The 23,798-nt window shown below is 59.6% G+C and carries 23 protein-coding genes; 13 read left to right on the top strand and 10 right to left on the bottom strand.

Annotated elements, in window-relative coordinates; genetic code table 11:
* Window positions 1-963: 963 nt before the first annotated feature.
* Window positions 964-2,010, top strand: coding sequence for a class I SAM-dependent methyltransferase (locus H7698_RS15305; protein ID WP_194691960.1), 1,047 nt, complete (start codon window positions 964-966; stop codon window positions 2,008-2,010).
* Window positions 2,011-2,088: 78 nt separating this feature from the next.
* Window positions 2,089-2,931: an NAD-dependent protein deacetylase gene (locus H7698_RS15300; RefSeq protein WP_194691959.1), complete on the top strand. Its 843-nt coding sequence runs from the start codon at window positions 2,089-2,091 to the stop codon at window positions 2,929-2,931.
* 27 nt (window positions 2,932-2,958) lie between these two features.
* Here the strand turns inward: H7698_RS15300 and H7698_RS15295 are convergent, their stop codons facing one another.
* On the bottom strand, window positions 2,959-3,858 hold the full coding sequence (locus H7698_RS15295) for a LysR family transcriptional regulator (RefSeq protein ID WP_194691958.1): 900 nt from the start codon (window positions 3,856-3,858) through the stop codon (window positions 2,959-2,961).
* Window positions 3,859-4,098: 240 nt separating this feature from the next.
* Between H7698_RS15295 and H7698_RS15290 the strand changes: the two genes are divergently transcribed.
* Genes H7698_RS15290 through H7698_RS15280 form a run of 3 tightly spaced genes read left to right on the top strand, consistent with a single transcriptional unit; the run spans window position 4,099 to window position 6,692 of the window.
* A complete protein-coding gene (locus tag H7698_RS15290; protein ID WP_162440333.1) occupies window positions 4,099-4,797 on the top strand; it encodes a CoA transferase subunit A in 699 nt (232 codons plus the stop codon).
* Between the two features lie 36 nt (window positions 4,798-4,833).
* Window positions 4,834-5,499, top strand: a complete 666-nt coding sequence (locus H7698_RS15285) for a CoA transferase subunit B (protein ID WP_194691957.1) — start codon at window positions 4,834-4,836, stop codon at window positions 5,497-5,499.
* Between the two features lie 11 nt (window positions 5,500-5,510).
* Window positions 5,511-6,692, top strand: a complete 1,182-nt coding sequence (locus tag H7698_RS15280; RefSeq protein ID WP_194691956.1) for an acetyl-CoA C-acetyltransferase — start codon at window positions 5,511-5,513, stop codon at window positions 6,690-6,692.
* A 275-nt stretch (window positions 6,693-6,967) separates the two neighbouring features.
* On the opposite strand, the gene H7698_RS15275 is transcribed toward H7698_RS15280, so the two are convergent.
* On the bottom strand, window positions 6,968-8,287 hold the full coding sequence (locus tag H7698_RS15275; RefSeq protein ID WP_194691955.1) for an Nramp family divalent metal transporter: 1,320 nt from the start codon (window positions 8,285-8,287) through the stop codon (window positions 6,968-6,970).
* 70 nt (window positions 8,288-8,357) lie between these two features.
* Entirely contained in the window at window positions 8,358-8,882 is a 525-nt protein-coding gene (locus H7698_RS15270; RefSeq protein WP_162440329.1) for a chalcone isomerase family protein, read from the bottom strand.
* A 164-nt stretch (window positions 8,883-9,046) separates the two neighbouring features.
* On the opposite strand from H7698_RS15270, the gene H7698_RS15265 reads away from it, so the two are divergent.
* Window positions 9,047-9,838, top strand: coding sequence for a hypothetical protein (locus tag H7698_RS15265; protein WP_194691954.1), 792 nt, complete (start codon window positions 9,047-9,049; stop codon window positions 9,836-9,838).
* A gap of 154 nt (window positions 9,839-9,992) precedes the next feature.
* On the top strand, window positions 9,993-10,565 hold the full coding sequence (locus H7698_RS15260; RefSeq protein ID WP_194691953.1) for a hypothetical protein: 573 nt from the start codon (window positions 9,993-9,995) through the stop codon (window positions 10,563-10,565).
* A 3-nt stretch (window positions 10,566-10,568) separates the two neighbouring features.
* On the opposite strand, the gene H7698_RS15255 is transcribed toward H7698_RS15260, so the two are convergent.
* From H7698_RS15255 to H7698_RS15245, 3 genes are all read right to left on the bottom strand, one after another.
* Complete coding sequence (locus H7698_RS15255) at window positions 10,569-11,285, bottom strand: alpha/beta hydrolase (RefSeq protein WP_194691952.1); 717 nt, start codon at window positions 11,283-11,285, stop codon at window positions 10,569-10,571.
* Window positions 11,286-11,365: 80 nt separating this feature from the next.
* Entirely contained in the window at window positions 11,366-12,478 is a 1,113-nt protein-coding gene (locus tag H7698_RS15250; RefSeq protein ID WP_194691951.1) for a M14 family metallopeptidase, read from the bottom strand.
* A 195-nt stretch (window positions 12,479-12,673) separates the two neighbouring features.
* Window positions 12,674-13,453 (bottom strand): ABC transporter substrate-binding protein, encoded by a 780-nt coding sequence (locus tag H7698_RS15245; RefSeq protein WP_162440324.1) that lies wholly within the window; start codon window positions 13,451-13,453, stop codon window positions 12,674-12,676.
* A 159-nt stretch (window positions 13,454-13,612) separates the two neighbouring features.
* Between H7698_RS15245 and H7698_RS15240 the strand changes: the two genes are divergently transcribed.
* Window positions 13,613-14,260 carry a type 1 glutamine amidotransferase gene (locus tag H7698_RS15240; RefSeq protein WP_194691950.1) on the top strand — a complete coding sequence of 216 codons (648 nt, stop codon included), beginning with the start codon at window positions 13,613-13,615 and terminating at the stop codon, window positions 14,258-14,260.
* A 22-nt stretch (window positions 14,261-14,282) separates the two neighbouring features.
* Here H7698_RS15240 and H7698_RS15235 read toward each other — a convergent pair whose 3' ends face one another.
* The gene (locus H7698_RS15235) at window positions 14,283-14,717 is read right to left on the bottom strand and encodes a rhodanese-like domain-containing protein (RefSeq protein WP_194691949.1); all 435 of its coding nucleotides are present in this window, start codon (window positions 14,715-14,717) and stop codon (window positions 14,283-14,285) included.
* A gap of 101 nt (window positions 14,718-14,818) precedes the next feature.
* Here H7698_RS15235 and ftrA point away from each other — a divergent pair, with 101 nt between their 5' ends.
* Window positions 14,819-15,793, top strand: a complete 975-nt coding sequence (gene ftrA / locus H7698_RS15230) for a transcriptional regulator FtrA (protein WP_194691948.1) — start codon at window positions 14,819-14,821, stop codon at window positions 15,791-15,793.
* Window positions 15,794-15,928: 135 nt separating this feature from the next.
* Here ftrA and cobF read toward each other — a convergent pair whose 3' ends face one another.
* Entirely contained in the window at window positions 15,929-16,684 is a 756-nt protein-coding gene (gene cobF / locus H7698_RS15225; RefSeq protein ID WP_194691947.1) for a precorrin-6A synthase (deacetylating), read from the bottom strand.
* Window positions 16,681-17,256 (bottom strand): histidine phosphatase family protein, encoded by a 576-nt coding sequence (locus tag H7698_RS15220; RefSeq protein WP_194691946.1) that lies wholly within the window; start codon window positions 17,254-17,256, stop codon window positions 16,681-16,683. The genes cobF and H7698_RS15220 overlap by 4 nt, the downstream gene beginning before the upstream one ends.
* A 556-nt stretch (window positions 17,257-17,812) precedes the next feature.
* Here H7698_RS15220 and H7698_RS15215 point away from each other — a divergent pair.
* From H7698_RS15215 to H7698_RS15205, 3 genes are all read left to right on the top strand, one after another.
* Window positions 17,813-18,829, top strand: coding sequence for an arginine N-succinyltransferase (locus H7698_RS15215; RefSeq protein ID WP_194691945.1), 1,017 nt, complete (start codon window positions 17,813-17,815; stop codon window positions 18,827-18,829).
* A gap of 61 nt (window positions 18,830-18,890) precedes the next feature.
* Entirely contained in the window at window positions 18,891-19,925 is a 1,035-nt protein-coding gene (astA, locus tag H7698_RS15210; protein ID WP_194691944.1) for an arginine N-succinyltransferase, read from the top strand.
* 151 nt (window positions 19,926-20,076) lie between these two features.
* Window positions 20,077-20,946: an isocitrate lyase/PEP mutase family protein gene (locus H7698_RS15205; RefSeq protein ID WP_162440316.1), complete on the top strand. Its 870-nt coding sequence runs from the start codon at window positions 20,077-20,079 to the stop codon at window positions 20,944-20,946.
* 112 nt (window positions 20,947-21,058) lie between these two features.
* Here the strand turns inward: H7698_RS15205 and H7698_RS15200 are convergent, their stop codons facing one another.
* Window positions 21,059-22,132 (bottom strand): diguanylate cyclase, encoded by a 1,074-nt coding sequence (locus H7698_RS15200; RefSeq protein ID WP_194691943.1) that lies wholly within the window; start codon window positions 22,130-22,132, stop codon window positions 21,059-21,061.
* A gap of 193 nt (window positions 22,133-22,325) precedes the next feature.
* On the opposite strand from H7698_RS15200, the gene H7698_RS15195 reads away from it, so the two are divergent.
* Window positions 22,326-23,780, top strand: a complete 1,455-nt coding sequence (locus H7698_RS15195) for a flavin-containing monooxygenase (RefSeq protein WP_194691942.1) — start codon at window positions 22,326-22,328, stop codon at window positions 23,778-23,780.
* Window positions 23,781-23,798: the final 18 nt, after the last annotated feature.

Here is a 23,798-nt window from a genome sequence, read left to right as displayed (position 1 = left end):
GTTCGGCTGGGGGCCGGTGTTGCGCGGAACTGTATCGGGAAGGGGGGTGGATACATTCCAGTACATGAGAGACGGTCAGGTTTGCTGTTAGATCGGGTATGTGCGCGAGGTTTGGGTGGGTTGATAGCGGGCGGATGAAAACTCCGGACTGGAGCGTATGCGCGATCAGGTATGGATCAAACTGGTTGGTTGTCTGTACTGCCGTCATCGCGAGCAGGCTCACTCCTACAGGTTGATCGGGTACATCCGCATGAATCAGGTCGGTCAATCGGCCGTCATCGCGAGCAAGCTTTGCTCCTACAGAGCATCTAAAGAAAACCACCACACAGCGCCGTTGCCCTTCACCACTCAAGGCCGAGCGTTAGCTCGCCTGCAAGCTTTTGATTTTGATCCACCCGCCCCGTCGGGAGGCCGAGTGGAGGTGTTCATCTGGGGGTCAGGCGCGAAGCGCCGTGCGGCGAAGCCGCACACATCGAGAGGAGGTCGTCGCGAAGCAGACCGTAGGCGATGCCCCCAGATGGACACCGGAGCGAGGGAACACCGAGCTTTAGCGAGGTGCCGTACGCTTGGGGCGAGCCTTTTTTTGCTTACTTTTTTTTGGCGTTTGAAAAAAAAGTGAGTCGCCGTAAGGGCGAAACCCTAAGCCGCCGTTACCGCAGCAATGGATATGTACACCCGCAAAAAACAGGCCGGCTGGCAGGCCGCCATCGCTGGCAGGCCAGCTCCCACAGGAATCGGGGTACATCCAAAAAAGACAGGTCGGCTATCAGGCCGCCTCGTCATCCGCCCCCACACCCACCCAGCACTTTCGTCGCCCCACCCAACACCCCAAGGCCAGCGAACTAAACTTAACCCACGCAGGACACATCGTGCGTCCTGTTCATTCCCACGACCACCGCCCAGACGTGCCAACCCCGAAAAACACCACCTCTGGACCGTGATCCTGCCAAAGGAGCACACGTGATGGACGAGGCCAGACTCAACGAATTCATGGGCAAACTGATCAACGACATGGGCGGCGCAGCCATGCTCGCCAATGTCATTCTCGGCGAGGAACTCGGCCTGTACCGGGCCATGGCCGACAGCCAACCCATCACCCCGGAAATACTCGCCGACAAAACGGGCTGCAACACCCGCCTGCTGCGCGAATGGCTCAGTGCCCACGCCGCCTCCGGCTACATGGAACATCGCGACGGCCAGTTCCGTCTCCCTGAAGAGCAAGCACTGGCGCTGGCAATTGAAGACTCGCCGGTCTACGTGGCCGGTGGCGTCGGCGTAGTCGCCTCGTTTTTCCATGACAAGGACAAACTGATCAACGCCATGCGCGGCAATGGTGCACTGGCCTGGGGCGACCACCATCCGTGCATGTTCAGCGGCACAGAACGGTTCTTCCGGCCCGGTTACAAAGCGCACCTGATCGCCGAGTGGCTACCGGCCCTGGACGGCGTGGTGGCAAAACTTGAAGCCGGCGCCAAAGTCGCCGATATCGGCTGCGGGCATGGGGCGTCGACGGTGATCATGGCCCAGGCGTTTCCCAACTCACGGTTCGTCGGGTTCGATTACCACGCACCCTCCGTCACCGTGGCGACCCAGCGCGCCGAAGAAGGTGGCGTGGCCGCACAGGCGCGGTTCTTCCAGGGAACAGCGAAAAGCTACCCGGGCAACGACTACGACCTCGTCTGCTACTTCGACTGCCTGCACGACATGGGCGACCCGGTGGGCGCGGCGCGGCATGCGTTTGAGTCGCTCAAGCCGGACGGTTCGGTCCTGCTGGTGGAACCCTTCGCCAACGATGCGCTCGACGACAACGTCACCCCAGTCGGACGCCTGTTCTACGCCGCGTCGACCTTCATTTGCACCCCCAACTCATTGTCACAGGAAGTCGGCCTCGGGCTCGGTGCGCAGGCGGGCGAGGCGCGGTTGCGCAAAGTGTTTACCGAGGCCGGTTTCTCGAGTTTCCGTCGAGCCACTGAAACGCCGTTCAACCTGATTCTGGAGGCGCGAAAGTAACAACATTACCGTAGTCGCTGCCGCAGGCTCCGGCAGCACCTACAATGCAAACACTCATGACCTTGCGGAGTGTTGAACATGCTCGATGGCCGTATCCGTGAACAACTCGACCGACTCGAGCAGTTGATGACCGAACAAACTTTTGTCGTGCTGACGGGCGCTGGCATCAGCACGCCATCGGGCATCCCCGATTACCGTGACAATCAGGGCGTCAGGCGTGGTCGTCAGCCCATGATGTATCAGGAGTTTCTCTCCGCCCCCGAATCTCGTCGTCGCTACTGGGCACGGGCCATGCTGGGCTGGCCGCGAGTGCGACTGGCTCAGCCCAACGTCGCTCACGAAGCCTTGGCGAGTTTGCAAAGTACCCGGCGGATCAGCGCGTTGATCACCCAGAATGTCGACACCCTGCACGACCAGGCCGGCAGTCACGATGTCATCGAACTCCACGGCAGCTTGCATCGGGTGCTATGCCTCGATTGCGGGCAACGCAGCGAGCGCGACTCGATTCAGCAATTGATGGTGGCGCAGAACCCTTACCTGGCCGGCGTCGATGCCGTGCAAGCACCCGATGGCGATACCCTGCTCGACCCGGCTTTTGAAGCGCGCTTTCAGGTGCCCCATTGCCCGCTTTGCGCGGGTGAGCGAATGAAGCCGGACGTGGTGTTTTTTGGCGAAAACGTTGCGCAGGTAACAGCGGCCAAAGCCATGGCGGCGGTTGAAAAGGCTGCGGGTTTATTGGTGGTGGGATCTTCGTTGATGGCGTATTCGGCCTTTCGGTTATGCCGGGCGGTGGCGGATCAAGGCAAGCCATTGATTGCGATTAATTTGGGGAAGACCCGGGCGGATGACCTCCTCGATTTGAAGATTGAGGCCTCGTGCGAGCAGCTACTCCCCCTCCTGACACAACACCTGTCCCGATGAGCATTCCAACGCTCTGCGTGGGAACGATCATGGGTCGAGGTGCGCGCTCAGGTTTTCTTCTTTGAGGATGTCGAACAACGCCTGCGCCGCCGCCGAGAGCTCAACCCCGGGCTTGGTCAACACCCCGACTGCCCGCTCCACCACGGGGTCGTGCAAGGTCAGGCACTGCGCACCCAGCTCACGCATCTGCCCCGCACACAACGCCGGTACCGCACTCACCCCCAATCCACTGGCGACCATCCGCCCCACCGTCGCCAGCTGGTGGCTTTCAAACTCCACCGGCAACTTCATTCCGCGGGCTTGCAGGTGTTCTTCCAGCATCACCCGCACCGCCGACGGCCGCTGCAAGGTGATAAACGGCTCCTTGAGCAGCGTCTGCCAATCGATATCACCCAGCTCCGCCAGCGGTGAATCTTGTGAAACCACTGCGACGAACCGGTCCATATACAGCGGTGTGAAGGCCAGCGACGTACTCATGGTGGGCTCAAACGCCACCCCCAGTTCCACCTGTCGATCACGCACCATTTCAAGCACCTGCTCATTGATCACATCGTTCACCGTCACGTTGACCTTCGGGTAACGAGCGCGAAACGCCTTGAGGATCGGTGGCAGTAGGTTGCCGGCAAACGAGGGTATCGCCGCCAGCGTCACCCGGCCGCGCTGCAAGGTGAAGCGCTGGCGCAGCTCATCCTCGGCGTTGTCCCAGTCGGCGATCAGGCGGCGCGCGAGGGGCACCAGGGATTCACCTTCCGCCGTCAGGGCAACGTTGCGGGTATTGCGGGTGAACAGGCGTCCGCCCAGGCCCTCCTCCAGCGCTTTGATGGTCAGGCTCAACGCCGACTGCGACAGGTGCAATCGCTCGCAGGCCACGGCGAAACTCAGGCTCTGGGCCACGGCCAGAAAGGCGCGGATCTGTTTGACGGTCATGGGCGAAGGGTTCCGGTGATTAACGCGGGAGTTTTTCTGTAGGAGCACAGCTTGCTCGCGATGGCGGTTTCGAGGCCGCCATCGCGAGCAAGCTGTGCACCCACCGAAGGATAAAGAACAGGATTAGTGAGTTTTATCTATTAATTCACATTAAAAAACAACTTAACAAATCAATCCAGCGACGAGACACTTGACCCACTACGGCTAGCCAGCCGCCCATAAAGAATAAAAGAGGTGCATATGGCAGGTTTCGACAAGCGCGTGAGTTCCTACGAGGAAGCTCTGGCAGGTCTTGAAGACGGCATGACCGTGATCGCCGGTGGCTTCGGCCTGTGCGGAATTCCGGAAAACCTGATCAACGAGATCAAGCGCAAGGGCACTCGCGATCTCACCGTGGTTTCCAACAACTGCGGCGTCGACGGTTTCGGTCTCGGCGTGCTGCTGACCGATCGTCAGATCAGCAAAGTAGTCGCCTCCTACGTTGGCGAAAACAAACTGTTCGAAGAACAGCTGTTGAAAGGCGAAATCGAAGTCGTCCTCACCCCCCAAGGCACCCTTGCCGAAAAAATGCGCGCGGGCGGCGCCGGCATCCCGGCGTTCTTCACCGCCACCGGCGTCGGCACCCCGGTCGCCGACGGCAAGGAAGTACGCGAATTCAAAGGTCGCAAGTACCTGATGGAAGAGTCCATCACCGGTGACTTCGCCATCGTCAAAGGCTGGAAAGCCGACCACTTCGGTAACGTGATCTACCGCCACACCGCTCAGAACTTCAACCCGCTGGCCGCCACTGCCGGCAAGATCACCGTGGTCGAAGTCGAAGAAATCGTCGAACCCGGCGAGCTGGACCCGGCGCAGATCCACACCCCTGGCATCTACGTCGATCGGGTCATTTGCGGCACGTTCGAAAAGCGCATCGAACAGCGCACCGTGCGTAAGTGATCCCCTGCCCCCGGACCGAATGAAGGAATAACAACAATGGCACTTTCCCGCGAACAAATGGCTCAACGCGTCGCCCGCGAAATGCAGGACGGCTTCTACGTGAACCTGGGCATCGGCATTCCGACCCTGGTCGCCAACTACATTCCCGAAGGCATGGAAGTCATGCTGCAGTCGGAAAACGGCCTGCTGGGCATGGGTCCGTTCCCGACTGAAGAAACCATCGATGCCGACATGATCAACGCCGGCAAGCAAACCGTGACCGCCCGCACCGGCGCATCGATTTTTTCCTCGGCCGAATCCTTCGCGATGATCCGCGGTGGCCATGTCGACCTGACCGTGCTGGGCGCTTTTGAAGTCGACGTGCAAGGCAACATCGCCTCGTGGATGATCCCCGGCAAACTGGTCAAGGGCATGGGCGGCGCCATGGACCTGGTCGCCGGTGCAGACAACATCATCGTCATCATGACCCACGCGTCCAAGGACGGTGAGTCCAAGCTGCTGGACCACTGCAGCCTGCCGCTGACCGGCGCCGGCTGCATCAAGCGCGTGCTGACCGACCTGGCCTACCTGGAAATCGAAAACGGCGCCTTCATACTTAAAGAACGTGCGCCGGGCGTCAGTGTCGAAGAAATTATCGCCAAGACTGCAGGCAAGCTGATCGTGCCTGATCACGTTCCAGAAATGCAGTTCGCTGCTCAGTGAGGATTCATCCCATGCAAGAAGTCGTCATCGTTGCCGCCACCCGTACCGCCATCGGCAGCTTCCAGGGTTCCCTGGCCAGTGTCTCCGCCGTTGACCTGGGCGCTGCGGTGATCCGTCAGTTGCTGGCACAAACCGGGCTCGACGCTGCTGAAGTCGATGAAGTGATCATGGGTCAAGTGTTGACCGCTGGCGCCGGGCAAAACCCTGCGCGTCAATCGGCGATCAAGGCCGGTCTGCCCTTCACCGTACCCGCCATGACCCTGAACAAGGTCTGCGGCTCGGGCCTCAAGGCTCTGCACCTGGCGACCCAGGCCATTCGCTGCGGCGACGCCGATGTGATCATCGCCGGCGGCCAGGAAAACATGAGCCTGTCCAACTACGTCATGCCCGGTGCCCGCACCGGTCTGCGCATGGGGCACGCGCAAATCGTCGACACCATGATCAGCGACGGCCTGTGGGATGCGTTCAACGATTACCACATGGGCATCACCGCCGAGAACGTGGCCGACAAATACGAACTGACCCGCGAGCAGCAGGACGCCTTCGCCGCGGCCTCACAGCAAAAAGCTGCGGCCGCTATCGAAGGCGGACGTTTCGTCGATGAAATCACGCCCATCCTGATTCCTCAGCGCAAGGGCGATCCGCTGTCCTTTGCCATTGATGAACAACCTCGCGGCGACACCACCGCTCAAGGGCTGGGCAAACTCAAGCCGGCCTTCAAGAAAGACGGTTCGGTGACCGCTGGCAACGCGTCGTCGCTCAATGACGGTGCTGCCGCGGTGATCCTGATGAGCGCCGAAAAAGCCAAGGCCCTGGGTTTGCCCGTGCTGGCAAAGATCGCCGCTTACGCCAATGCGGGTGTTGACCCGGCCATCATGGGCATCGGCCCGGTATCGGCCACTCGCCGTTGCCTGGACAAGGCCGGCTGGTCCATCGACCAACTGGACCTGATCGAAGCCAACGAAGCATTCGCGGCGCAATCCCTGGCCGTTGCGAAAGAGCTGAAATGGGATTTGAACAAGGTCAACGTGAACGGCGGCGCTATCGCACTGGGTCACCCGATTGGTGCATCAGGTTGCCGTGTTTTGGTGACCTTGCTGCATGAAATGATCAAACGCGACGCCAAGAAAGGCCTCGCCACCCTGTGCATTGGTGGTGGTCAGGGCGTTGCGCTGGCGATCGAACGGGCTTAAAGCGTTCAACAGGCTGCACGGGGGCCCACGAAGAACCGCTGCTGCCTGGTAACACCCCCGGTGCGACTGATGTCGCACCGGGTTTTAAAGCAGCAACAAAATCCCTGTAGCAGCTGCCGAAGGCTGCGTCCGACTGCGCAGCGGTCGCTGTTCAGACACCCTGATACCGGCTTGAAAATCAGGGCCGCTTCGCGCCCCAACGCAGACTTCGCCAGCTGCTTCAGGTATACCGTCAGACAATTTGAGTAAGTTCAGTAGGCGGTAAAACTTGCGGCTCACCCCACAAACTGAAAGATCAACCAGCTATTCGCCCCGCTGATCACACCGAACAACCCCCACGCCAACACCCGCGTCGGCAGTCGATTGACGAAGGGTCCCATCAACCGATGATCATTGGTCATGCGGATCAACGGATACAGCGCAAACGGCAATTGCAGGCTCAACACCACCTGACTCAACACCAATAGCTTGCCAATCGCATCATCCCCCATCAGCCAGACGCCGATGAAGGCCGGGATCAGCGCCAGCCCCCGGGTGATCAACCGTCGTTGCCAGCACGGAATTCTCAGGTTCAGGTAACCCTCCATGATCACTTGCCCGGCGATGGTGCCGGTGAAGGTCGAGCTCTGCCCCGAGGCCAGCAAGGCCACGCCAAACAAAACGCTGGCCAGCGCCCCACCGACCAACGGATCAAGCAAGTGATAAGCGTCCTGAATGTCCACCACATCGGAATGCCCGGTCTTGTGAAACGCCGCCGCCGCGAGAATCAAGATGGCGGCATTGACCATCAACGCCAGCGCCAGGGAACCGATGGTATCGATACGCGCCAGCTTCACCGCGTCCTGCTTGCTGGCCAGGTCCTTGCCGATCATCCGGGTTTGCACGATCGAAGTGTGCAGATACAGGTTATGCGGCATCACCGTCGCCCCGAGGATCCCGATGGCCAGGTACAAGGGTGCGGCGTCGCTGATGGCGGACAATGACGGCGTAAAACCCTGGAAGACCTCAGGCCAGTAAGGCTTGATCAGCAACAGCTCCACGAAGAAACACACACCGATGGTGCTCACCAGCACCAGCATGATCGCCTCCAGCCGACGGAAGCCACGGTTCTGCAAGGCCAGCACCAACAGCGTGTCGAAGGCCGTCAGGGCAATGCCGACCGTCAGCGAACAGCCCAGTAGCAAGTGAAACGCCAGCGCACAGCCAAGCACTTCAGCGAGGTCGGTGGCGATGATTGAAATTTCCGCCAGCACCCACTGGGTCCGCGCCGTGCGGGTGCTGTAGCGCTCCCGGCACAGCTGTGCCAGATCGCGCCCGGTGGCAATGCCCAGGCGTGAGCACAGGCACTGCACCACCATCCCCGCCAGACTCGCCAGCAGCACCACGAACAACAGGCTGTAGCCAAACCGCGAACCGGCTTCGATCGCCGTCGCCCAGTTGCCCGGGTCCATGTAGCCGATTGAAACCAGCAAGCCGGGACCGGCGAAACGCAGCACACGTTTGAAGAATGAGGCGCGGGGATCGACGGCCACGCTGCCCGCCACTTCCGGCGGGCAGAAGGGTGCAGTGGCGATTTTGGGCAAACTGAATTTCACGCAGTCATCCGTCAACAGGTCAGAGGAGGCAGCTTAAACGTTTCGCTCACTGCGGTGAAAACACTCGCCTCTATCGACCCAATAATTGCTGGCGCAATTCAGGATTCCGGGTGCGAGGGTCCAACCAGATGTTGAAGAAGGCGCGGGCGAATTGCGGGTCTTGCACTTCATGCTGCAACTGCTGGCCCACAAAAAACCGCGCGCCCTGCCCCGGCACATACACGCCCGTGATGCGGGTTCCGGGCTGCACATCGACAAACGACCGTTGCATCTGCGCCTGCCAGCCGGCGAGTTGCTCGCTGCTCACCGCCGAACCGGACAGGCGCTTGATTTCATCGACGCTGGCTTGCACCAGATCGTCTCGGGAAATCTTGCGTTGATAGATCAACTCCAGCGCGAAGGGCTGGTCATCGGATAACGGCTGCGCTGCGCTCCAGAGTCGGGCGTTGTAGACATCGAAACCAAAGACACTGAACTCTCCGGCGCCAATGATCCGCGCACCGGGCACCGCTTCCTGCCAACTGGCCATGGCTTGAGACCCCAGCAACATCAACATCCATACGCAGTGGCATAAGGCGGATCGCAGGTTGTTCATGGGGGTTTCGATTCTTCGGGGGGCCTGTTAAAAACTTATACGCAACAAGACAATTTGTACAATTTTTCACGTCGATGTTTTTGTATACAAAAACAGGCAAACCATAGCGCAATCCATCCCCGACGATGCTAACGTTGGCGCTCACTTGGTTCGGAGGTGCGTGCGTGCTCTTGCTTAAATTGCTGGTGATCCCGGGATTTCTGCTACTGATTTCCCTGGCGGGTAAACGCTGGGGACCGAGCGTGGCCGGGTGGCTATCGGGATTGCCAGTGGTGGTCGGACCGATTCTGTTCTTCCTCGCCATCGAACAGGGTGAGGTGTTTGCCGCCCAGTCAGCGACAGCGGCGTTGTCCGCCATGTTTGCGATGATCGCCTTTTGCGTCACCTACGCCCAGGTAGCACAACGCAGGGGCTGGCCGTGGGCCTTGGTGATTTCATTGCTGGTGTGGGCCTTGGTGGCCGCAGTGCTGTCGCTGATCCCTGCGTCCCTGGTGTTCTCGGTCATCGCCGCCGCCACCGCGCTGTTGGCAGCGCCTTACCTGTTTCCTGCGGTGCAGCCCATCGTGTCCGGGCCTGCGCCAAAGTCCGACAAATTGCTGCTGCGCATGGTCGCCGGTGCCTTGCTGACCCTGGCGGTTACCTTGCTGGCCAGCACCGTGGGCGAACGCTGGAGTGGACTGCTGGCGGTGTTCCCGGTGCTGGGCAGCGTAATGGCGGTGTTCTCCCAGCAAACCCGCGGGCCCGCATTTACTGCCGCGTTGCTGCGAGCCACCGCAACGGGCATGTACTCGTTCGCCGCCTTTTGCCTGGTACTGGCATTGACCCTGCCCCGCATGGGATTGAGCGCTTTTGCTGTGAGCGTGGCGGTCTCGGTGTTGATGCTGGGGGTGACTAAACGCTTGCTGGCAAAACCTGCGAGTCTGCCGTCAACACGTTCGGTTAAATCGAACAGTTAGCGCAACAAGCCCGCCCGTCGCAATCGGTTCCCACAGAACCAGGCGGACTGACTCACAGCACCAGGGCACTACCGCCCGTTACCCCGCGCTGGAATGCCTTATGGCCTCCATGGGATGATCGCCCGCATTGCGCGACCATCCCTGGAGATTTTGAATGTCACTGTTGAGTAAGAAAGCCGTTGTCCTGTTGCTGATGGCGGTTGCCAGCCTCGGGGCTTTGAATGCGCAAGCGGCCAAGGCCACGGCTAAAGACACGGCGCCCAGCCAGAAAGTCTCCATGCTGGGTGGCAAGTTTACCTTCACCCTGCCTAAGGGTTTCATCGCCAACCCGCTGCCCGCCAGCTCTACTGGCGCAAGCGGCACCATGTACTCCAACGAGACCACCAAAACCGTGATCATCACGGCTGAAAACAGCTTGCCCGAGGGCGTCAAGGTCAAGGACAACGATGGCGAGTTTCTCGACGGCACGGCGGCCGACTTCGACGCGGCACAGCGCAAAGCACTGCCTGACTACAACAAGTTGAGCGAAAAAAGCCTGACGCTGAAAAAGACCGGGCTAGGGCTGCGCCAGATCGACAGTACCGCCACACGCGGTGGCGGCCAGACCCTCAACACCACGCTGATGGCAGCATCAGGCAGCCACATGGCCTTGGTTCAGGTCATTTCCCGCCCCGGCGATATGGCCGCCCATGAAACGTTGATCAAGCAGATGGTCAGCGGCAAGTAACACTCAGGGATTGAGGCGCTGTAACCAGGCGCTGAGGTCCTGCATCTCCACGGCACTGATGGAATGACCCACGCCTTCGTAGGCATGAAACTCAGGTTTGAGGGACAGGCTTTGCAACAGGCTGTTCGCGTCGGTGCCGTCCTTGAACGGCAGGCGCGTGTCGGCGGTGCCATGACCAATGAAAATCCCCAGGTTCTGGCGTTTTTCATCCGGTTTCAATTCGGACTTGAGCACCGGCAAAATTCGCCCGCTCAAGGCTGCGATGCCGCCGACGGCCTCGGGATGCCGCAACGCCACCTCGTAGGACATGATCGCGCCCTGACTGAAACCCACCAGGTACACCTTGTTCGGTTGCGTGTGGTACTTCTTCGCGGCTTGCGCGATGAAATCCAGCAACACCTGGCCGCTGGTTTTCAGGTCATCCGTCTCGCCGTTGTAGGCACCTTTGCCTTTCTGGCGAAACCACTGATAACTGCCCTCTTCCATCACGATCGGCGCCCGTACCGACAGGTAGGTGTAGGTGGCAGGCAACTCGTCCTTGATACCGAACAGGTCTTGCTCGTTGCTGCCATAACCGTGAAGGAAAATCACCAGCGGCTGATCACGGGAATCGGGCTGGGTCTGCTCCAGGTATTTGAGCGGCAGGTCGGTTTGCAGCGGGGTTTGAGCGTGGACAGCGGCCGACGCCAGGAGTGTCAGCAGAGCGAGAAACTTCAACATAAACCTTCCTTCACATGTGCAGGATTCGAGGTGGAGCCTAACACCCCTTATCACCGCCACAAGTGCAGTGCCGCGATTCATCAATCGTTGATGAGCTTCCCTACCCGAATCGGGTCGCGCCCTGCCACCTTCGCCTGCCACGTGCCCGGCTGGGTATAGCGTCCACGATCTATGGCAAACAACACCCCGCTGGTCCCGGCGCGTACCGTGGTCACCCGGTCATTCAACGGATCGACCACTTCGAACAAGGCATCCCCCTGCTCCACCCATTCGCCGGCCTCGCGCAGGAAGCTGACGACCCCGTGATGCGGCGCAAACAGGTACTCGGTGCCTTCGAATGGCATGCCCTCACAGCATTCATCCGGCGCCGGCGCCCAGTCTCCCTTGATGAAACCCTGCTCGGCGAGGAACCCGAGAATCGCCTCGGCATTGGCCTGGGCCTGATCGACTCGGGTATCGCCCATGCTGCCCAGCTCCAGCGTCGTTGCCAGGTTGGCCGGGGGAATGGCGGCGTCGGGAAAGGCCCGCGCCAGGCGCAGCCACGGCGATGAACAGGATTCATCGAACGAGCTGCCACCGGAATCCTCGCAGAGCAACGCGACACCGGCCTTCAGGCGCGCGGCCAACGACTTCCACTGTGGCCAGTGTTGCGGCAACGCATAGAGATGAATCGCTGCGTCGAAGTCGCAGTGCAGATCCAGCGTGATGTCGGCGTCACAGGCGTGGCGCAGTAGCAATCGGTGCATGGCCTCCAATTGCGAGGTGGGTGCCGGCAAGGTGTCGAGTACCTGGCCCATGGCCTGGCGAATCAGCGTGATGTTAGCGAGTGCATCGTCGCCCAGGCGATCACCAATCAACGTGGCCACCGGTGCACTGAGCTCGACGAACGAGCGGTTGAAGTTCTTGCCGCTGCCCAGCTCGAAGCGGCCCATGTGACTGCCTTGCAGGTGCTGATCGAGCCCGATCGGATTGGCCACCGGCACCAGTTCGATCACACCCTGCAGCTGCCCTTGGGCTTCGAGTTCAGCCAGGCGTTTTTTCAGTTCCCAGGCGGTGCGCATGCCCGGTAACTCGTCAGCGTGCAGGCTGGCCTGGATGTAGACCTTGCGAGTGCCCGCGCCGTAACGGAACACGCTGAGGGTGCGCTCGGTCCCCAGGTGGCTCCAGGGCAGTGGATGGTCGATGCGTTGCATGGGGGAGCTCCCGTAAAAGTGGCGCTGAAATCACCTGTGGGAGCAAGGCTTGCCCGCGAAGGCGTCGGTACACTCAATATGAATGGCGCCTGACACGATGCCTTCGCGGGCAAGCCTTGCTCCCACAGGTTTCTCATATCTAATGAAAAAAAAATGGCAACCCTGTCAGCGGTTGCCATTTTTTAAACGAATCGTTTACTCGCCGTAAACGTCAAAATTGAAGTACTTGTCCTGCACTTGCTTGTACTTGCCGTTGGCACGGATCTCAGTGATGGCGGTGTTGAATTTGTCCGCCAGCTCCTTGTCACCCTTGCGCACAGCGATACCGGCACCGCCACCGAAGTACTTGGCGTCTTCATAGGTCGGCCCGACAAACGCGAAGCCCTTGCCGGCGTCGGTTTTCAGGAAACCGTCGTCGAGGTTGACCGAATCGGCCAGCATGGCGTCGAGGCGACCGGAAACCATATCAAGGTTGGCTTCCTGCTGGGAGCTGTAACGAACCAGGATGATACCGGCCGGTTGCAGCACTTCAGTGGCGAAGCGGTCGTGGGTACTGGCTCGCAACACGCCGACTTTCTTGCCTTTGAGTTCGGTCAGCGGGTCCTTGACGTCGGTGCCTTCCTTCATCACGAAACGCGCGGGTGTGTGGTAGTACTTGATGGTGAAATCAACGTTTTTCTTGCGGTCGTCAGTGATGGTCATGGACGACAGGATGGCGTCGATTTTCTTGACCTTCAGCGCCGGGATCAAGCCATCGAACTCTTGTTCGACCCAGGTACATTTCACTTTCATCTGCTCGCACAGGGCATCGCCGATGTCCACGTCGAAACCGGTGAGCTTGCCGTCAGGGGTTTTCATCGAGAATGGCGGGTAACCGGCTTCGATCCCGATACGGATCGGCTTGGCGTCATCAGCCACAGCGGTCAGGGACAGCATCGACAGTGCCAGAGCACCGAACATCACTAGCTTCTTCATTTATAACTCCTGTATGCGGAGGCTTTTATTGGCAGCGTTCGATTGGTAGCTTTCGGGCGTCAGCGGTGAAGGCGACGACCGAAGTGGCCGGCAGTCTAGAGCGGCTGCAGAGCAGCAAATTGTGTTTAGGCGACAAATACTTATAAAAAGGTGGCAGGCATGAACAGCGAGAAGACGACGTTGAATGTGATTCAACACCACAGTGCTGAAGGCCCCGGTGCGATTGCTCATTGGGCGCAGGCTCGTGGGTTGTCGCTGACGGTCTTTCGCGCTTATCTGGGCGAGTTGCCGCCGATGAGCGCTGAGCCAGTCGTCCTGCTGGGCGGGCCTTATGAATCGAACGCCGGGCCGGCTTGGCTGGAAGCCGAACGTCAGTGGCTGGCAGGCATTCTGGAGCGCGGGGCTCCGGTGTTCGCCATCTGCCTGGGGGCGCAGCTGCTGGCGTTGGGTCTTGGCGGGAACATCCGGCGGATGGACAGCCCGGAAACGGGCTGGACCACTGTCACATTCACTGATGGCCAGGCATTGAGCATGCTGGAGTGGCACGAAGACGCAATCAACCTGCCGCCGCAGGCGCAATGCCTTGCTCGCAGTGATCGCTGTGAACAGCAGATGTACAGCGTTGGGCCGACCCGGCTGGGACTGCAGTTTCATCCCGAGTGGAATGCCGAGTCGGTGGCGACGCTCAATGAATTCTTCGCCGAGGAATCACCGCTGCCACGAGGGCAGCCGGACAGCGCGGCGTACGCAAAGGTTTATGCTTGGCTGCAGGTGACGCTGGATGCGTGGTGGGAGGCTTGCGTTTGAAGGGGCGATCTTTTCGGTTACTTCAACATTCGCAGCCAATCACCGTATTGACGGAACGTTGCACTGCTCCACTCAACTCAAACCCCTCATCCAGCCAACCGGTCACCCCGCCGATCATCTCCTTGACCGGATAATCCAGCGCCGCCAGTTTCACCGCCGCCTTGTTCGCGCCATTGCAGTGGGGGCCGGCGCAATAGACAACGAACAGGGTCGATTTCGGCCAGGCCGCCAACGCGTCAGCGGTCAGCAGCCGCCCCGGGATGTTAATCGCGCCCGGCACATGACCCCGGTCAAACGCCATCGGGCCTCGTACGTCCACCAGGACAAAATCCACATCGCCTGCCTGTTGGCTGCTGAAGACGTCGGAACAATCGGTTTCGAAGGTCAGACGGTTGCTGAAATGCATCAGGGCAATGGCCGAGGGCGCGGCAGGAATCTCACGGACAAAACTGGTCATGGGCTGTACTCCAGAGTGTTTTTGGGTGTGAGACCACTTTATCGGCCTGATGCTTGAGGCTAAAGTGGCGCACAAGTCACTCACCGGGAACTTTCCGCCAAATGCAACGAACCCCTGGATTGGTCGCGATTCTGGCCTATGACGGCCTCTGCACCTTCGAATTCGGCATCGCCGTGGAGATCTTCGGCCTGGACCGACCCGAGTTCGAATTCCCCTGGTACGGGCACCGGATTGTCGCGGTCGATCAAGGCCCGATGCGCGCCATGGGCGGCATTCAGGTGCTGGCGGATGGCGGCATGGAACTGCTCGATGAAGCCCGGACCATCATCATTCCCGGCTGGCGCGACCGCAGTGCCCCCGTGCCTGAAGCCTTGCTCAATGGCCTGCGTCGTGCCCATGCGCGGGGTGCGCGGTTGCTGTCGATATGCTCTGGGGTTTTCGTGCTGGCGGCGACCGGATTGCTCGATGGTCACCGCGCCACGACGCATTGGCGCTACACCACGGAACTGGCGGAGCGATTTCCCAACATCCTGGTCGATGCGCAGGTGCTGTACGTCGACTCGGGTCAGTTGATCACCTCAGCCGGCAGCGCCGCCGGCATCGATGCCTGCCTGCACCTGGTGGCCCGGGATTTCGGCACCCTGGTCGCCAATTCGGTGGCACGTCGCCTGGTCATGTCACCACAACGCACCGGCGGGCAGGCGCAATTCATTCCTTCACCGGTCAGTCCTACGCCGCGCAGCGACCTGTCCCGCGTCATGCAATGGTCCCGGGAACGCTTGCATCAACCACTGGAGGTGCGCGATATGGCCAGTGAGGCGGCCATGAGCGAACGAACGTTCTTGCGGCGGTTCACTGAAGCCACCGGCCTGCCCCCCAAAGCCTGGCTGCAGCATGAGCGCCTGGGGCGTGCGCGGGAATTACTGGAGAGCACGAATCAGAACACCGAGCAGATCGCCATGGGGTGTGGTTATCGATCGGTGGAAACTTTTCGGGTGGCCTTTCGCAGTGTGGTCGGCGTGCCGCCGTCGGTGTATCGGGAGCGGTTTGGGCGCGAGGTCAAGTTGGAGGTTTGAGGTGTGCTTTGACGGCCTCATCGCGAGCAGGCTCACTCCTACATGGAAAGGTGGTGTACACAAAATCTGCGAACTACTTAAATCACTGTAGGAGCGAGCCTGCTCGCGATGACGCCAGCTCAGTCACCACACATCTCAAGGCTTACGCAATAAATAGGTATCCATGATCCAGCCATTGGCCATTCGGGCAGCTTTGCGCACCCGCTCGATCTCCTGCGCCACGTCCTTGAGCTTGCCACTGATAAGCATTTCATCCGGCGTCCCCAGGTAAGCGCCCCAATAAATCTCGGTCTCCGGATCAGCCACCTGATGGTAGGCATCTTGCGCATCGAGCATCACCACCAGGCTGTCGGCATCGCTCACCTGCCCCGCTGCCAGACGGCGCCCGGTGGTGATCTCAATCGACCGCCCGATCCCATTCAACGGCACCTTGTGCTGCGCTGCCAACGCCTGAACGCTGGTGATGCCGGGAATCACTTCAAAATCGAATACACAAACGCCTGACGCCAGGATTGCCTGCAAAATCCGCACAGTGCTGTCGTACAACGCCGGATCGCCCCACACCAGAAAACCGGCACACTCGTTGTCGGACATTTGCTCGTTGATCAGCCGTTCGAACGTGCGCTGCTTGGCCAGATTCAGATCATCGACGCTGGTCGTGTAGTCCACATCACCGCGCTCGCGCTCCGGGCTGTGGGCTTCGATGAAGCGATAGGCGTGATCGGTAATGTAGCGCTCACAGATCTCGCGGCGCAGTTCGATCAGCTTGTCTTTGCTTTCACCCTTGTCCATGAGGAAAAACACGTCGACAAGGTTGAGCGCCTTTACCGCCTGCATCGTGATGTAGTCGGGGTTGCCCGCACCGATGCCGATCACCAGAAGCTTTTTCATCGTTTTGCGTCCTCTATAACCGTCTCTGGCAAGCGCAGTCGCCAGCGCCCGTTGTAGCGAAGTTCGGTGGACGACAGCGGTTCAACATCGATCTGATTAAACGCCGAACAGTTCAAGACATGGGTCAGCGCGGCGCGAATGACAAAGGGATGGGTGAATGCCACGACGTGCCCGGGGGTTGCCTCAAGGGTCGTCAGCCAGGCGGCGACTCGCTCAAGAAGTTGTGCAACCGACTCGCCACCATGGGGTGCGCAAGCCGGGTCAGCCAGCCAGGCCTCGAGGGCCTCGGGTTCTGACTGCTGCAAGTCATCGATCTGCGCCCCGCTCCATCGGCCGAAATCGCAATCGCGCAATGCCTCGGCAACCTCGACATCATTGGCGTAAAACTCAGCCGTTTGCCGGGTGCGCAATTCCGGTCCACACAGAAAGCGTGGCGCTTTTTTGAAAAAGGCAGCGCGCGAACCCTCTGCCGACTGCCATTTTATTTCCACAGGCTCATTTGTAGGAAAACGCCCTAATTTTTGTGCGACGGTTCGAGCGTGGCAAATCAAAGTCAAACGGGTCGCCTGCACAAAAAATCACTCGATCAAAAGGTTCGGAGCACGGCAACAGGCCGTGGATGATTGCTTAATTGTGCCGTATCCCACGCCAACGGGAGCATTTCGTTTGCGCGGCTTTCATTAATTAACGCGTAGAAAAAGGCATTGTCTTACACCAATTTTGGAAAGGGCCTACACACAGGAGCGTCATTCTTGTAGCCCTTGGCATACGGGCTTTTCGCCCTATTCAAGGCGTTGAAACGCCTGGCAAAAATTCACTAGACAGGCACCCTGGCTTCCATAAATACTGATTTCGCGAAAGCAGAAAACACAGGAAAAATATCCAGCAGAAGCACGGACGCTCTGCCTAACCGCCCTGAATGATCACCTTCGATAACCCAGTGTTTGCCCGATGACACAACAGGTGTTCAACACGTCATCGTAATACCGTTCAACACTAAAAAGCTGACACAGAAGAAGAGCGGCACCTGAACACACATCAGGGTACCGCCCGAGCATTGCGTGGAAACCGACAGTGATAGTCAGGTTGGGTGCGTGCCACCGAACCCTTTGATACAGGAGTACGTCCATGCTGGTCTTACGCCCGGTCGAGTTAACCGACCTGCCCCAGTTACAGCGACTTGCCCGCGAAAGCCTGGTGGGTGTCACGTCCTTGCCGGACGATGCTGAACGCTTGCGCCAGAGGGTACTCGACTCTTGTGCCTCGTTTGAAAAAGACGTTGAAGATCATGGCCCGGAGAATTATTTCTTCGTCCTGGAAGATCTGACGTGCCAGCGCCTGGTGGGCTGTTCGGAAATCCTGGCCACTGCCGGCTACAACGAGCCCTTCTACAGCCTGCGCAACCGTCACTACACCAGTGCCTCGCGTGAACTCAATATCGAGCATGACGTACCCACACTGTCGCTGTGTCATGACCTGAGCGGCCATACCTTGTTGCGGGGTTTTCATATTGACGCCGAGTGGGTTCGGTCGCCGTTTTCCGAACTGCTGTCCCGGGCTCGACTGTTGTTTATCGGTGCTCACTCAAGCCGTTTTGCCAACACAGTAATCACGGAGATTGTCGGTTTCAGCAACGATGAAGGCGGGTCGCCGTTCTGGGACGCAGTCGGCAAGCATTTCTTCGACCTGCCCTATGCCGAGGCGGAAAAGCTGTGCGGTTTGAACAGCCGGACGTTCCTTGCGGAGCTGATGCCCCACTACCCGATTTACCTGCCGATGTTGCCCGAGACGGCACGCGACTGCGTCGGACGCATCCATCCCGATGGCCAGGAAGCCTTCGATATCCTCGAGCGTGAGGGGTTCGATACCTGTCAGTACGTCGACCTGTTTGACGGCGGTCCTACCTTGCAAGCCCGGCTTTGCGACATCCGCTCCATCGCCCAAAGTCATATCGCCACGGTAAAAGCCGGGTCCTCCATTGATGCCCGTGGCCGCTATCTGGTGAGCAACGATTTACTTAAGGGCTATCGGGCGATTGTCGCCGAACTGGACGTCAACCCTGGGCAACCAGTGGTACTTGACGCCAGGATGCGCGCTGCCTTGAACGTGAGCGAAGGCAGCCGGATACGGTTGATCGCCCTTTGACGAGCGCCCGACAACGTTTCCCACGACTGCGCCCGGGCAGTCGCGAAGAAGGAGCTTCAACATGCTAGTCCGTCCGGTCAGTGTCACCGACCTGCCTGCGTTGCTCGCGCTGGTGCGCGAAGCCGGTCCCGGGTTCACCACCCTGCCAGCCAATGAAGAACAACTGTTCCACCGGGTGCGCTGGGCGCAACGCACGTTCGCCGAACAAGTGGAACGTGCCGATGCCGATTACCTGTTCGTGCTCGAAAACGACGATCAACAGGTTGTCGGAATCAGTGCCCTGACGGGAGCGGTCGGTATGCGCGAGCCCTGGTACAACTATCGCGTCGGCGTCACCGTCAGTTCTGCACCGGACCTGGGCATCCAGCGTCAGATTCCCACGCTGTTTCTGAACAATGAAATGACCGGGCAATCGGAGCTGTGTTCGCTGTTCCTGCGCCTGGATCATCGCTGGGGCAATAACGGACGATTGCTGTCATTGGGGCGTCTGCTGTTTGTGGCTGAATTCACGCACCTGTTCGGCGACAAACTGATCGCTGAACTGCGCGGTAGTGCCGATGAGCAAGGCTGCTCGCCGTTTTGGGACAGCCTGGGCAGGCATTTTTTCAAGAAGGATTTCAGTCAGGCCGACCATCTGGCCGGATCGGGCAGCAAATCATTCATCGCGGAACTGATGCCCCGCCAGCCCCTCTACACCTGTTTGCTCACCGAACAGGCACAGGCCGTGATCGGCAAAGCCCACCCCAATACAGCGCCGGCGTTGAAGATTCTTGAGGCCGAGGGATTTGCGCACAAGGGGTACATCGATATCTTCGACGGCGGTCCGATCATCGAGGCGCCGATGACGAACATCCGCACCGTGCGCGACAGCGAACCGCTGATCCTGGCCATCGGCACGCCAGATAACCGGGCGCAGGTCTGGCTGATCCATAATCGTCGCATGGAGAACTGCCGTATCACTGCAGCCCCAGCGTGGCAGGATGGCAACAGCCTGATCGTCGACCGACGGACCGCCAAGCGCCTGCAACTGCAGCCCGGGGACTCGATAAGAGCCATACCGCTGGTCAACCGACAACTGAAGGCTGTGGCGGCGTAATCACCGCCGCCTTCGCCACAGAAACCGCCTTGCGTCAGTCCTTCTGCAAATTCGTCATCATTTCCCCTTCGTCCCCGTGATAGCCTTTTGTTTCTTCGGCGTTGACACTTTTGCTCAAGCCCTTCCATTCCATTCCATTGGTGGAACTCTTATGTCCAGGCTATCTCATCAAGATTTGCGCCGTAATTTTCGCGAGCTGTTCGCTGCCAATACCTGCTATCACACCGCGTCGGTCTTTGACCCGATGTCAGCACGCATTGCCGCGGACCTGGGTTTTGAAGTGGGCATTCTCGGCGGTTCGGTCGCGTCGCTGCAGGTGTTGGGCGCCCCAGACTTTGCCTTGATTACCCTCAGCGAGTTTGCTGAGCAAGCCACGCGCATCGGCCGTGTCGCCCAATTGCCGGTGATCGCCGACGCCGACCATGGCTACGGTAACGCGCTGAACGTCATGCGCACCATCGTCGAACTCGAACGTGCCGGCATTGCCGCGCTGACGATTGAAGACACCCTCCTGCCCGCGCAGTTCGGGCGCAAGTCCACCGATTTGATCACGGTTGCCGAGGGCGTCGGCAAGATCCGCGCGGCGCTGGAAGCCCGGGTTGATTCGGAGATGGCGATCGTCGCCCGAACCAACGCAGGGATCCTGCCGGTCCAGGAAATCATCAGCCGAACCCAGCAGTACCAGCGCGCCGGGGCGGACGGGATCTGCATGGTCGGCGTTCGGGATTTCGAGCACCTCGAGCAGCTTGCCGAGCACCTGACCGTACCCTTGATGCTGGTGACCTACGGCAACCCGCTGCTACGCGACGATAAACGCCTCGCCGAACTCGGCGTGCGGGTCACCATCGACGGCCACGGAGCGTATTTCGCGGCCATCAAAGCGACGTACGACAGTCTGCGGGAACAACGGCAAATGTTTACCCAGGCCTCGGATCTGAGCGCCACCGAACTGACGCACACCTACACGCAGCCCGAGGAATACATTCGTTGGGCTGAAGAGTTCATGAGCGTCAAGGAGTAGCGCGTCAGCGGTCGGGGCCATGCATGCCCCGGCCCTGTAGGAGCTGTCGAGTGAAACGAGGCTGCGATCTTTTGATCTTGCAATGCCCTACGGCATCCAGCCTGTTCGTACCCTATACCGAATCCAGCAACTCATGATGAGGCCGGCTATCGCTGCTGCAAATCACGCGGTTGCGGCCGGTGGTCTTGGCTTCATACAGCGCATGGTCGGCGTCGTTAAGCCACAGGGTGGCATCGGCATGGCCCGGATCGAATGCGGCAATTCCGATGCTCAGGCTGACCTTCAACGCCGGATTCTGCTCGTAGCCCAGCGTGGCGAAGCGATCCCGTAACGAATCCATGGCGGCCGCCGCGCTGCTCAGGGGCAGGTCCGGCAGAATGACGCAGAACTCATCGCCGCCGTAACGCCCCGCCAGATCGGCGGCTCGCAGGTTTTGTTTAAGCATCTTGCTCAACTGCCGCAGGACGATGTCCCCGGCGACATGGCCGTACGTGTCATTGATGGTTTTGAAGTGATCGATGTCGATCAGCGCGATTGCACCCCCCCTACGCTGACGTTGGCAACGCTGAAACTCGATCTCCAGTTGATCTTTCCAGGCCCCGTGATTGAGCAGGCCGGTCAGGCTGTCGGTACGGCTCAAGGCCAGCAATTCACGCTTGTGTTGACCGAGTGTGTAGGCCTGGCGAAAACAGATCCAGCCCAGTGCCAGCGGGTAAAAACACAGCAAAGGCAAACAGGCATACAGCTGAAATTGACTGGTTTCAGGAATGAAAGCCGGGGCAAATATCAGCAGGCCGACGCCGACGCCCAGGATCTGCGCGACCGTAGCCACCAGCAAAAACCGCAACCCGCCGATCGCGACGTTGTTCATGGCCATCATGGAAATGGTCACGGCACTGGGCAGCGGATTGAACTGCATGGCCGCCACCCAGAAGCCGCCGAAAAAGGCATCGACCAGTAGATTGCGGTATTCGGCGTGGTAGGGAACCGGCGCCCGACGCGCCCATTGGTAAGCCAGATGAGGCCACACAACGGCATTGAGCAGCATCACCACCCAGACCCAAGGGGCCGGGTTGAGGGGATGCATCGCCGCGCCAACGCACAAAAGGCCAAGTGCCAAACCCAGGGTTCGCGACGTGTAGAGCCTCCTTGCCAATGAAAGTCCCTTGACTCGCGCTTTTTCCATAGAGGCCTCTACGCCACTGAACGAAACCTGATGACACCGGGGTTGCGTGTGTGCTCGGAGTCTATCAGGGTAACGTTAAATAGCCATCACCGGCCGGCGGCCAAACGAGATCGCTTCAGGCGCAAGAGGTGGTCTATATATGAGGGATGGTTTCATAAGGGATAGTTTCGTTCGATCTCGATAAAGGAGGCTCATGCAGACTTTCCAGGTGCTGATCATCGGCAGTGGATTTGGCGGCCAGTGCGCGGCGATCAATTTGCTCAAAACCGGTATCGACGATTTTCGCCTGCTGGAACGGCGGGATTTTTTCGGTGGCACCTGGTGCCAGAACACCTATCCCGGCGCGGCGGTGGACGTCCCTTCACCTTTGTATTCCCTGTCTTTCGCGCCCTTTCGCTGGACGCAAATGTTCGCCGGCCAGGCCGAGCTGCACCGCTACACCCAGCATGTCGTGGAGCACTTCGGCCTGCGGGAAAAGGTGGAACTGGAAACGAACGTCGAACGTATTGAATGGGACGAACCCAACAAACGCTGGGCGGTACACACCGGCAACAAAGGCATTTTTTATGCGCAATTTGTGATCAATGCGACGGGGCCGCTCAGCCAACCGGTGGTCCCGCACTTCAAAGGCCAGGAGCGCTTCAAGGGCAAGACTTTTCACACCAACAGCTGGGATCACACCTACGACTACCGGCATAAACGCGTGGCCATCGTCGGCAGCGGCGCCAGCGCCGCGCAAGTCATTCCGGTGATCGCACCGGACGTTGAGCACTTGCATGTGTTCCAGCGCACACCGCACTGGGTGTTGCCCCGCGCCGACCGTACGTTCGGCCGTTTCCAGCGTTGGCTGCTCGGGCTGAAACCGGCCTACACGCTGCTGCGCTGGATGATCTACTGGCAGTTTGAAACAAGGGTGATTGCGTTCAAATACTCCAAACCGGCGATTCGGCTGGTGCAGCAACACGCCCTGCGCTTTCTCAAGCGACAGGTACCCGACCCCGAGCTGCGCCGCAAACTGACCCCGGACTACGCCATCGGCTGCAAGCGAATCATCGTCTCCAGCACTTTGTATCCGGCACTCGGACGCAGCAACGTGACGCTGCACAGCCGGGAAAACGGCATCGCCAGCCTGGATGAAACCGGCATCATCACTGAGGACGGTCAGCACATCGACGTTGACCTGATCGTCTGGTCCACCGGCTACGACGCCACCGACGGGGTGATTTCCTACCCGGTCAGCGGAAAAAACGGCACGCAACTGAAGGACGTCTGGGCGCAATACCCCCGCGCCTATCTGGGCACCAGTCTGCCGGACTTCCCCAATCTGTTCATCGTCACCGGCCCCAACACCGGGATCGGCCACACCTCGGCGCTGTTCATTATCGAATCGCAGATGAATTACATCCTCGACTGCATTCTTACGTTAAAAAATCGGGGTTTGCGCAGCATCGAAGTGCGCCCCGACGCGGAACGCACCTACACTGAAATGATCCACAGAGAAATGGAGCGCACGGTGTGGAAATCCGGAGGCTGCCACAGTTGGTATCACAGCCGGAGCGGGCATGTGATAGCCATGTTTCCGGGATTCAGTTTCAGCTATCACCGGCTGACCCGGGCACTGAAACCCGCCGACCACATCCTCTCCTGATCCGATAAAAGGAAGACG

It is taken from the genome of Pseudomonas sp. p50(2008), from assembly GCF_015351605.1.
Classification (GTDB): domain Bacteria; phylum Pseudomonadota; class Gammaproteobacteria; order Pseudomonadales; family Pseudomonadaceae; genus Aquipseudomonas.
The sequence above is the reverse complement of the archived record's forward strand: the minus strand, read 5'-3'. Positions and strand labels throughout refer to the sequence as shown.

Coding starts and splice junctions, on each gene's coding strand:
- H7698_RS15195 (WP_194691942.1), top strand. CDS start 22,326: ATGCAGACTTTCCAGGTGCTGATCATCGGCAGTGGATTTGGCGGCCAG.
- H7698_RS15260 (WP_194691953.1), top strand. CDS start 9,993: ATGTCACTGTTGAGTAAGAAAGCCGTTGTCCTGTTGCTGATGGCGGTT.
- H7698_RS15295 (WP_194691958.1), bottom strand. CDS start 3,858: ATGACCGTCAAACAGATCCGCGCCTTTCTGGCCGTGGCCCAGAGCCTG.
- H7698_RS15280 (WP_194691956.1), top strand. CDS start 5,511: ATGCAAGAAGTCGTCATCGTTGCCGCCACCCGTACCGCCATCGGCAGC.
- H7698_RS15285 (WP_194691957.1), top strand. CDS start 4,834: ATGGCACTTTCCCGCGAACAAATGGCTCAACGCGTCGCCCGCGAAATG.
- H7698_RS15235 (WP_194691949.1), bottom strand. CDS start 14,717: ATGACCAGTTTTGTCCGTGAGATTCCTGCCGCGCCCTCGGCCATTGCC.
- H7698_RS15270 (WP_162440329.1), bottom strand. CDS start 8,882: ATGAACAACCTGCGATCCGCCTTATGCCACTGCGTATGGATGTTGATG.
- cobF (WP_194691947.1), bottom strand. CDS start 16,684: ATGAAAAAGCTTCTGGTGATCGGCATCGGTGCGGGCAACCCCGACTAC.
- H7698_RS15240 (WP_194691950.1), top strand. CDS start 13,613: ATGAACAGCGAGAAGACGACGTTGAATGTGATTCAACACCACAGTGCT.
- H7698_RS15255 (WP_194691952.1), bottom strand. CDS start 11,285: ATGTTGAAGTTTCTCGCTCTGCTGACACTCCTGGCGTCGGCCGCTGTC.
- H7698_RS15215 (WP_194691945.1), top strand. CDS start 17,813: ATGCTGGTCTTACGCCCGGTCGAGTTAACCGACCTGCCCCAGTTACAG.
- H7698_RS15200 (WP_194691943.1), bottom strand. CDS start 22,132: ATGGAAAAAGCGCGAGTCAAGGGACTTTCATTGGCAAGGAGGCTCTAC.
- astA (WP_194691944.1), top strand. CDS start 18,891: ATGCTAGTCCGTCCGGTCAGTGTCACCGACCTGCCTGCGTTGCTCGCG.
- H7698_RS15205 (WP_162440316.1), top strand. CDS start 20,077: ATGTCCAGGCTATCTCATCAAGATTTGCGCCGTAATTTTCGCGAGCTG.
- H7698_RS15245 (WP_162440324.1), bottom strand. CDS start 13,453: ATGAAGAAGCTAGTGATGTTCGGTGCTCTGGCACTGTCGATGCTGTCC.
- H7698_RS15305 (WP_194691960.1), top strand. CDS start 964: ATGGACGAGGCCAGACTCAACGAATTCATGGGCAAACTGATCAACGAC.
- H7698_RS15300 (WP_194691959.1), top strand. CDS start 2,089: ATGCTCGATGGCCGTATCCGTGAACAACTCGACCGACTCGAGCAGTTG.
- H7698_RS15290 (WP_162440333.1), top strand. CDS start 4,099: ATGGCAGGTTTCGACAAGCGCGTGAGTTCCTACGAGGAAGCTCTGGCA.
- ftrA (WP_194691948.1), top strand. CDS start 14,819: ATGCAACGAACCCCTGGATTGGTCGCGATTCTGGCCTATGACGGCCTC.
- H7698_RS15250 (WP_194691951.1), bottom strand. CDS start 12,478: ATGCAACGCATCGACCATCCACTGCCCTGGAGCCACCTGGGGACCGAG.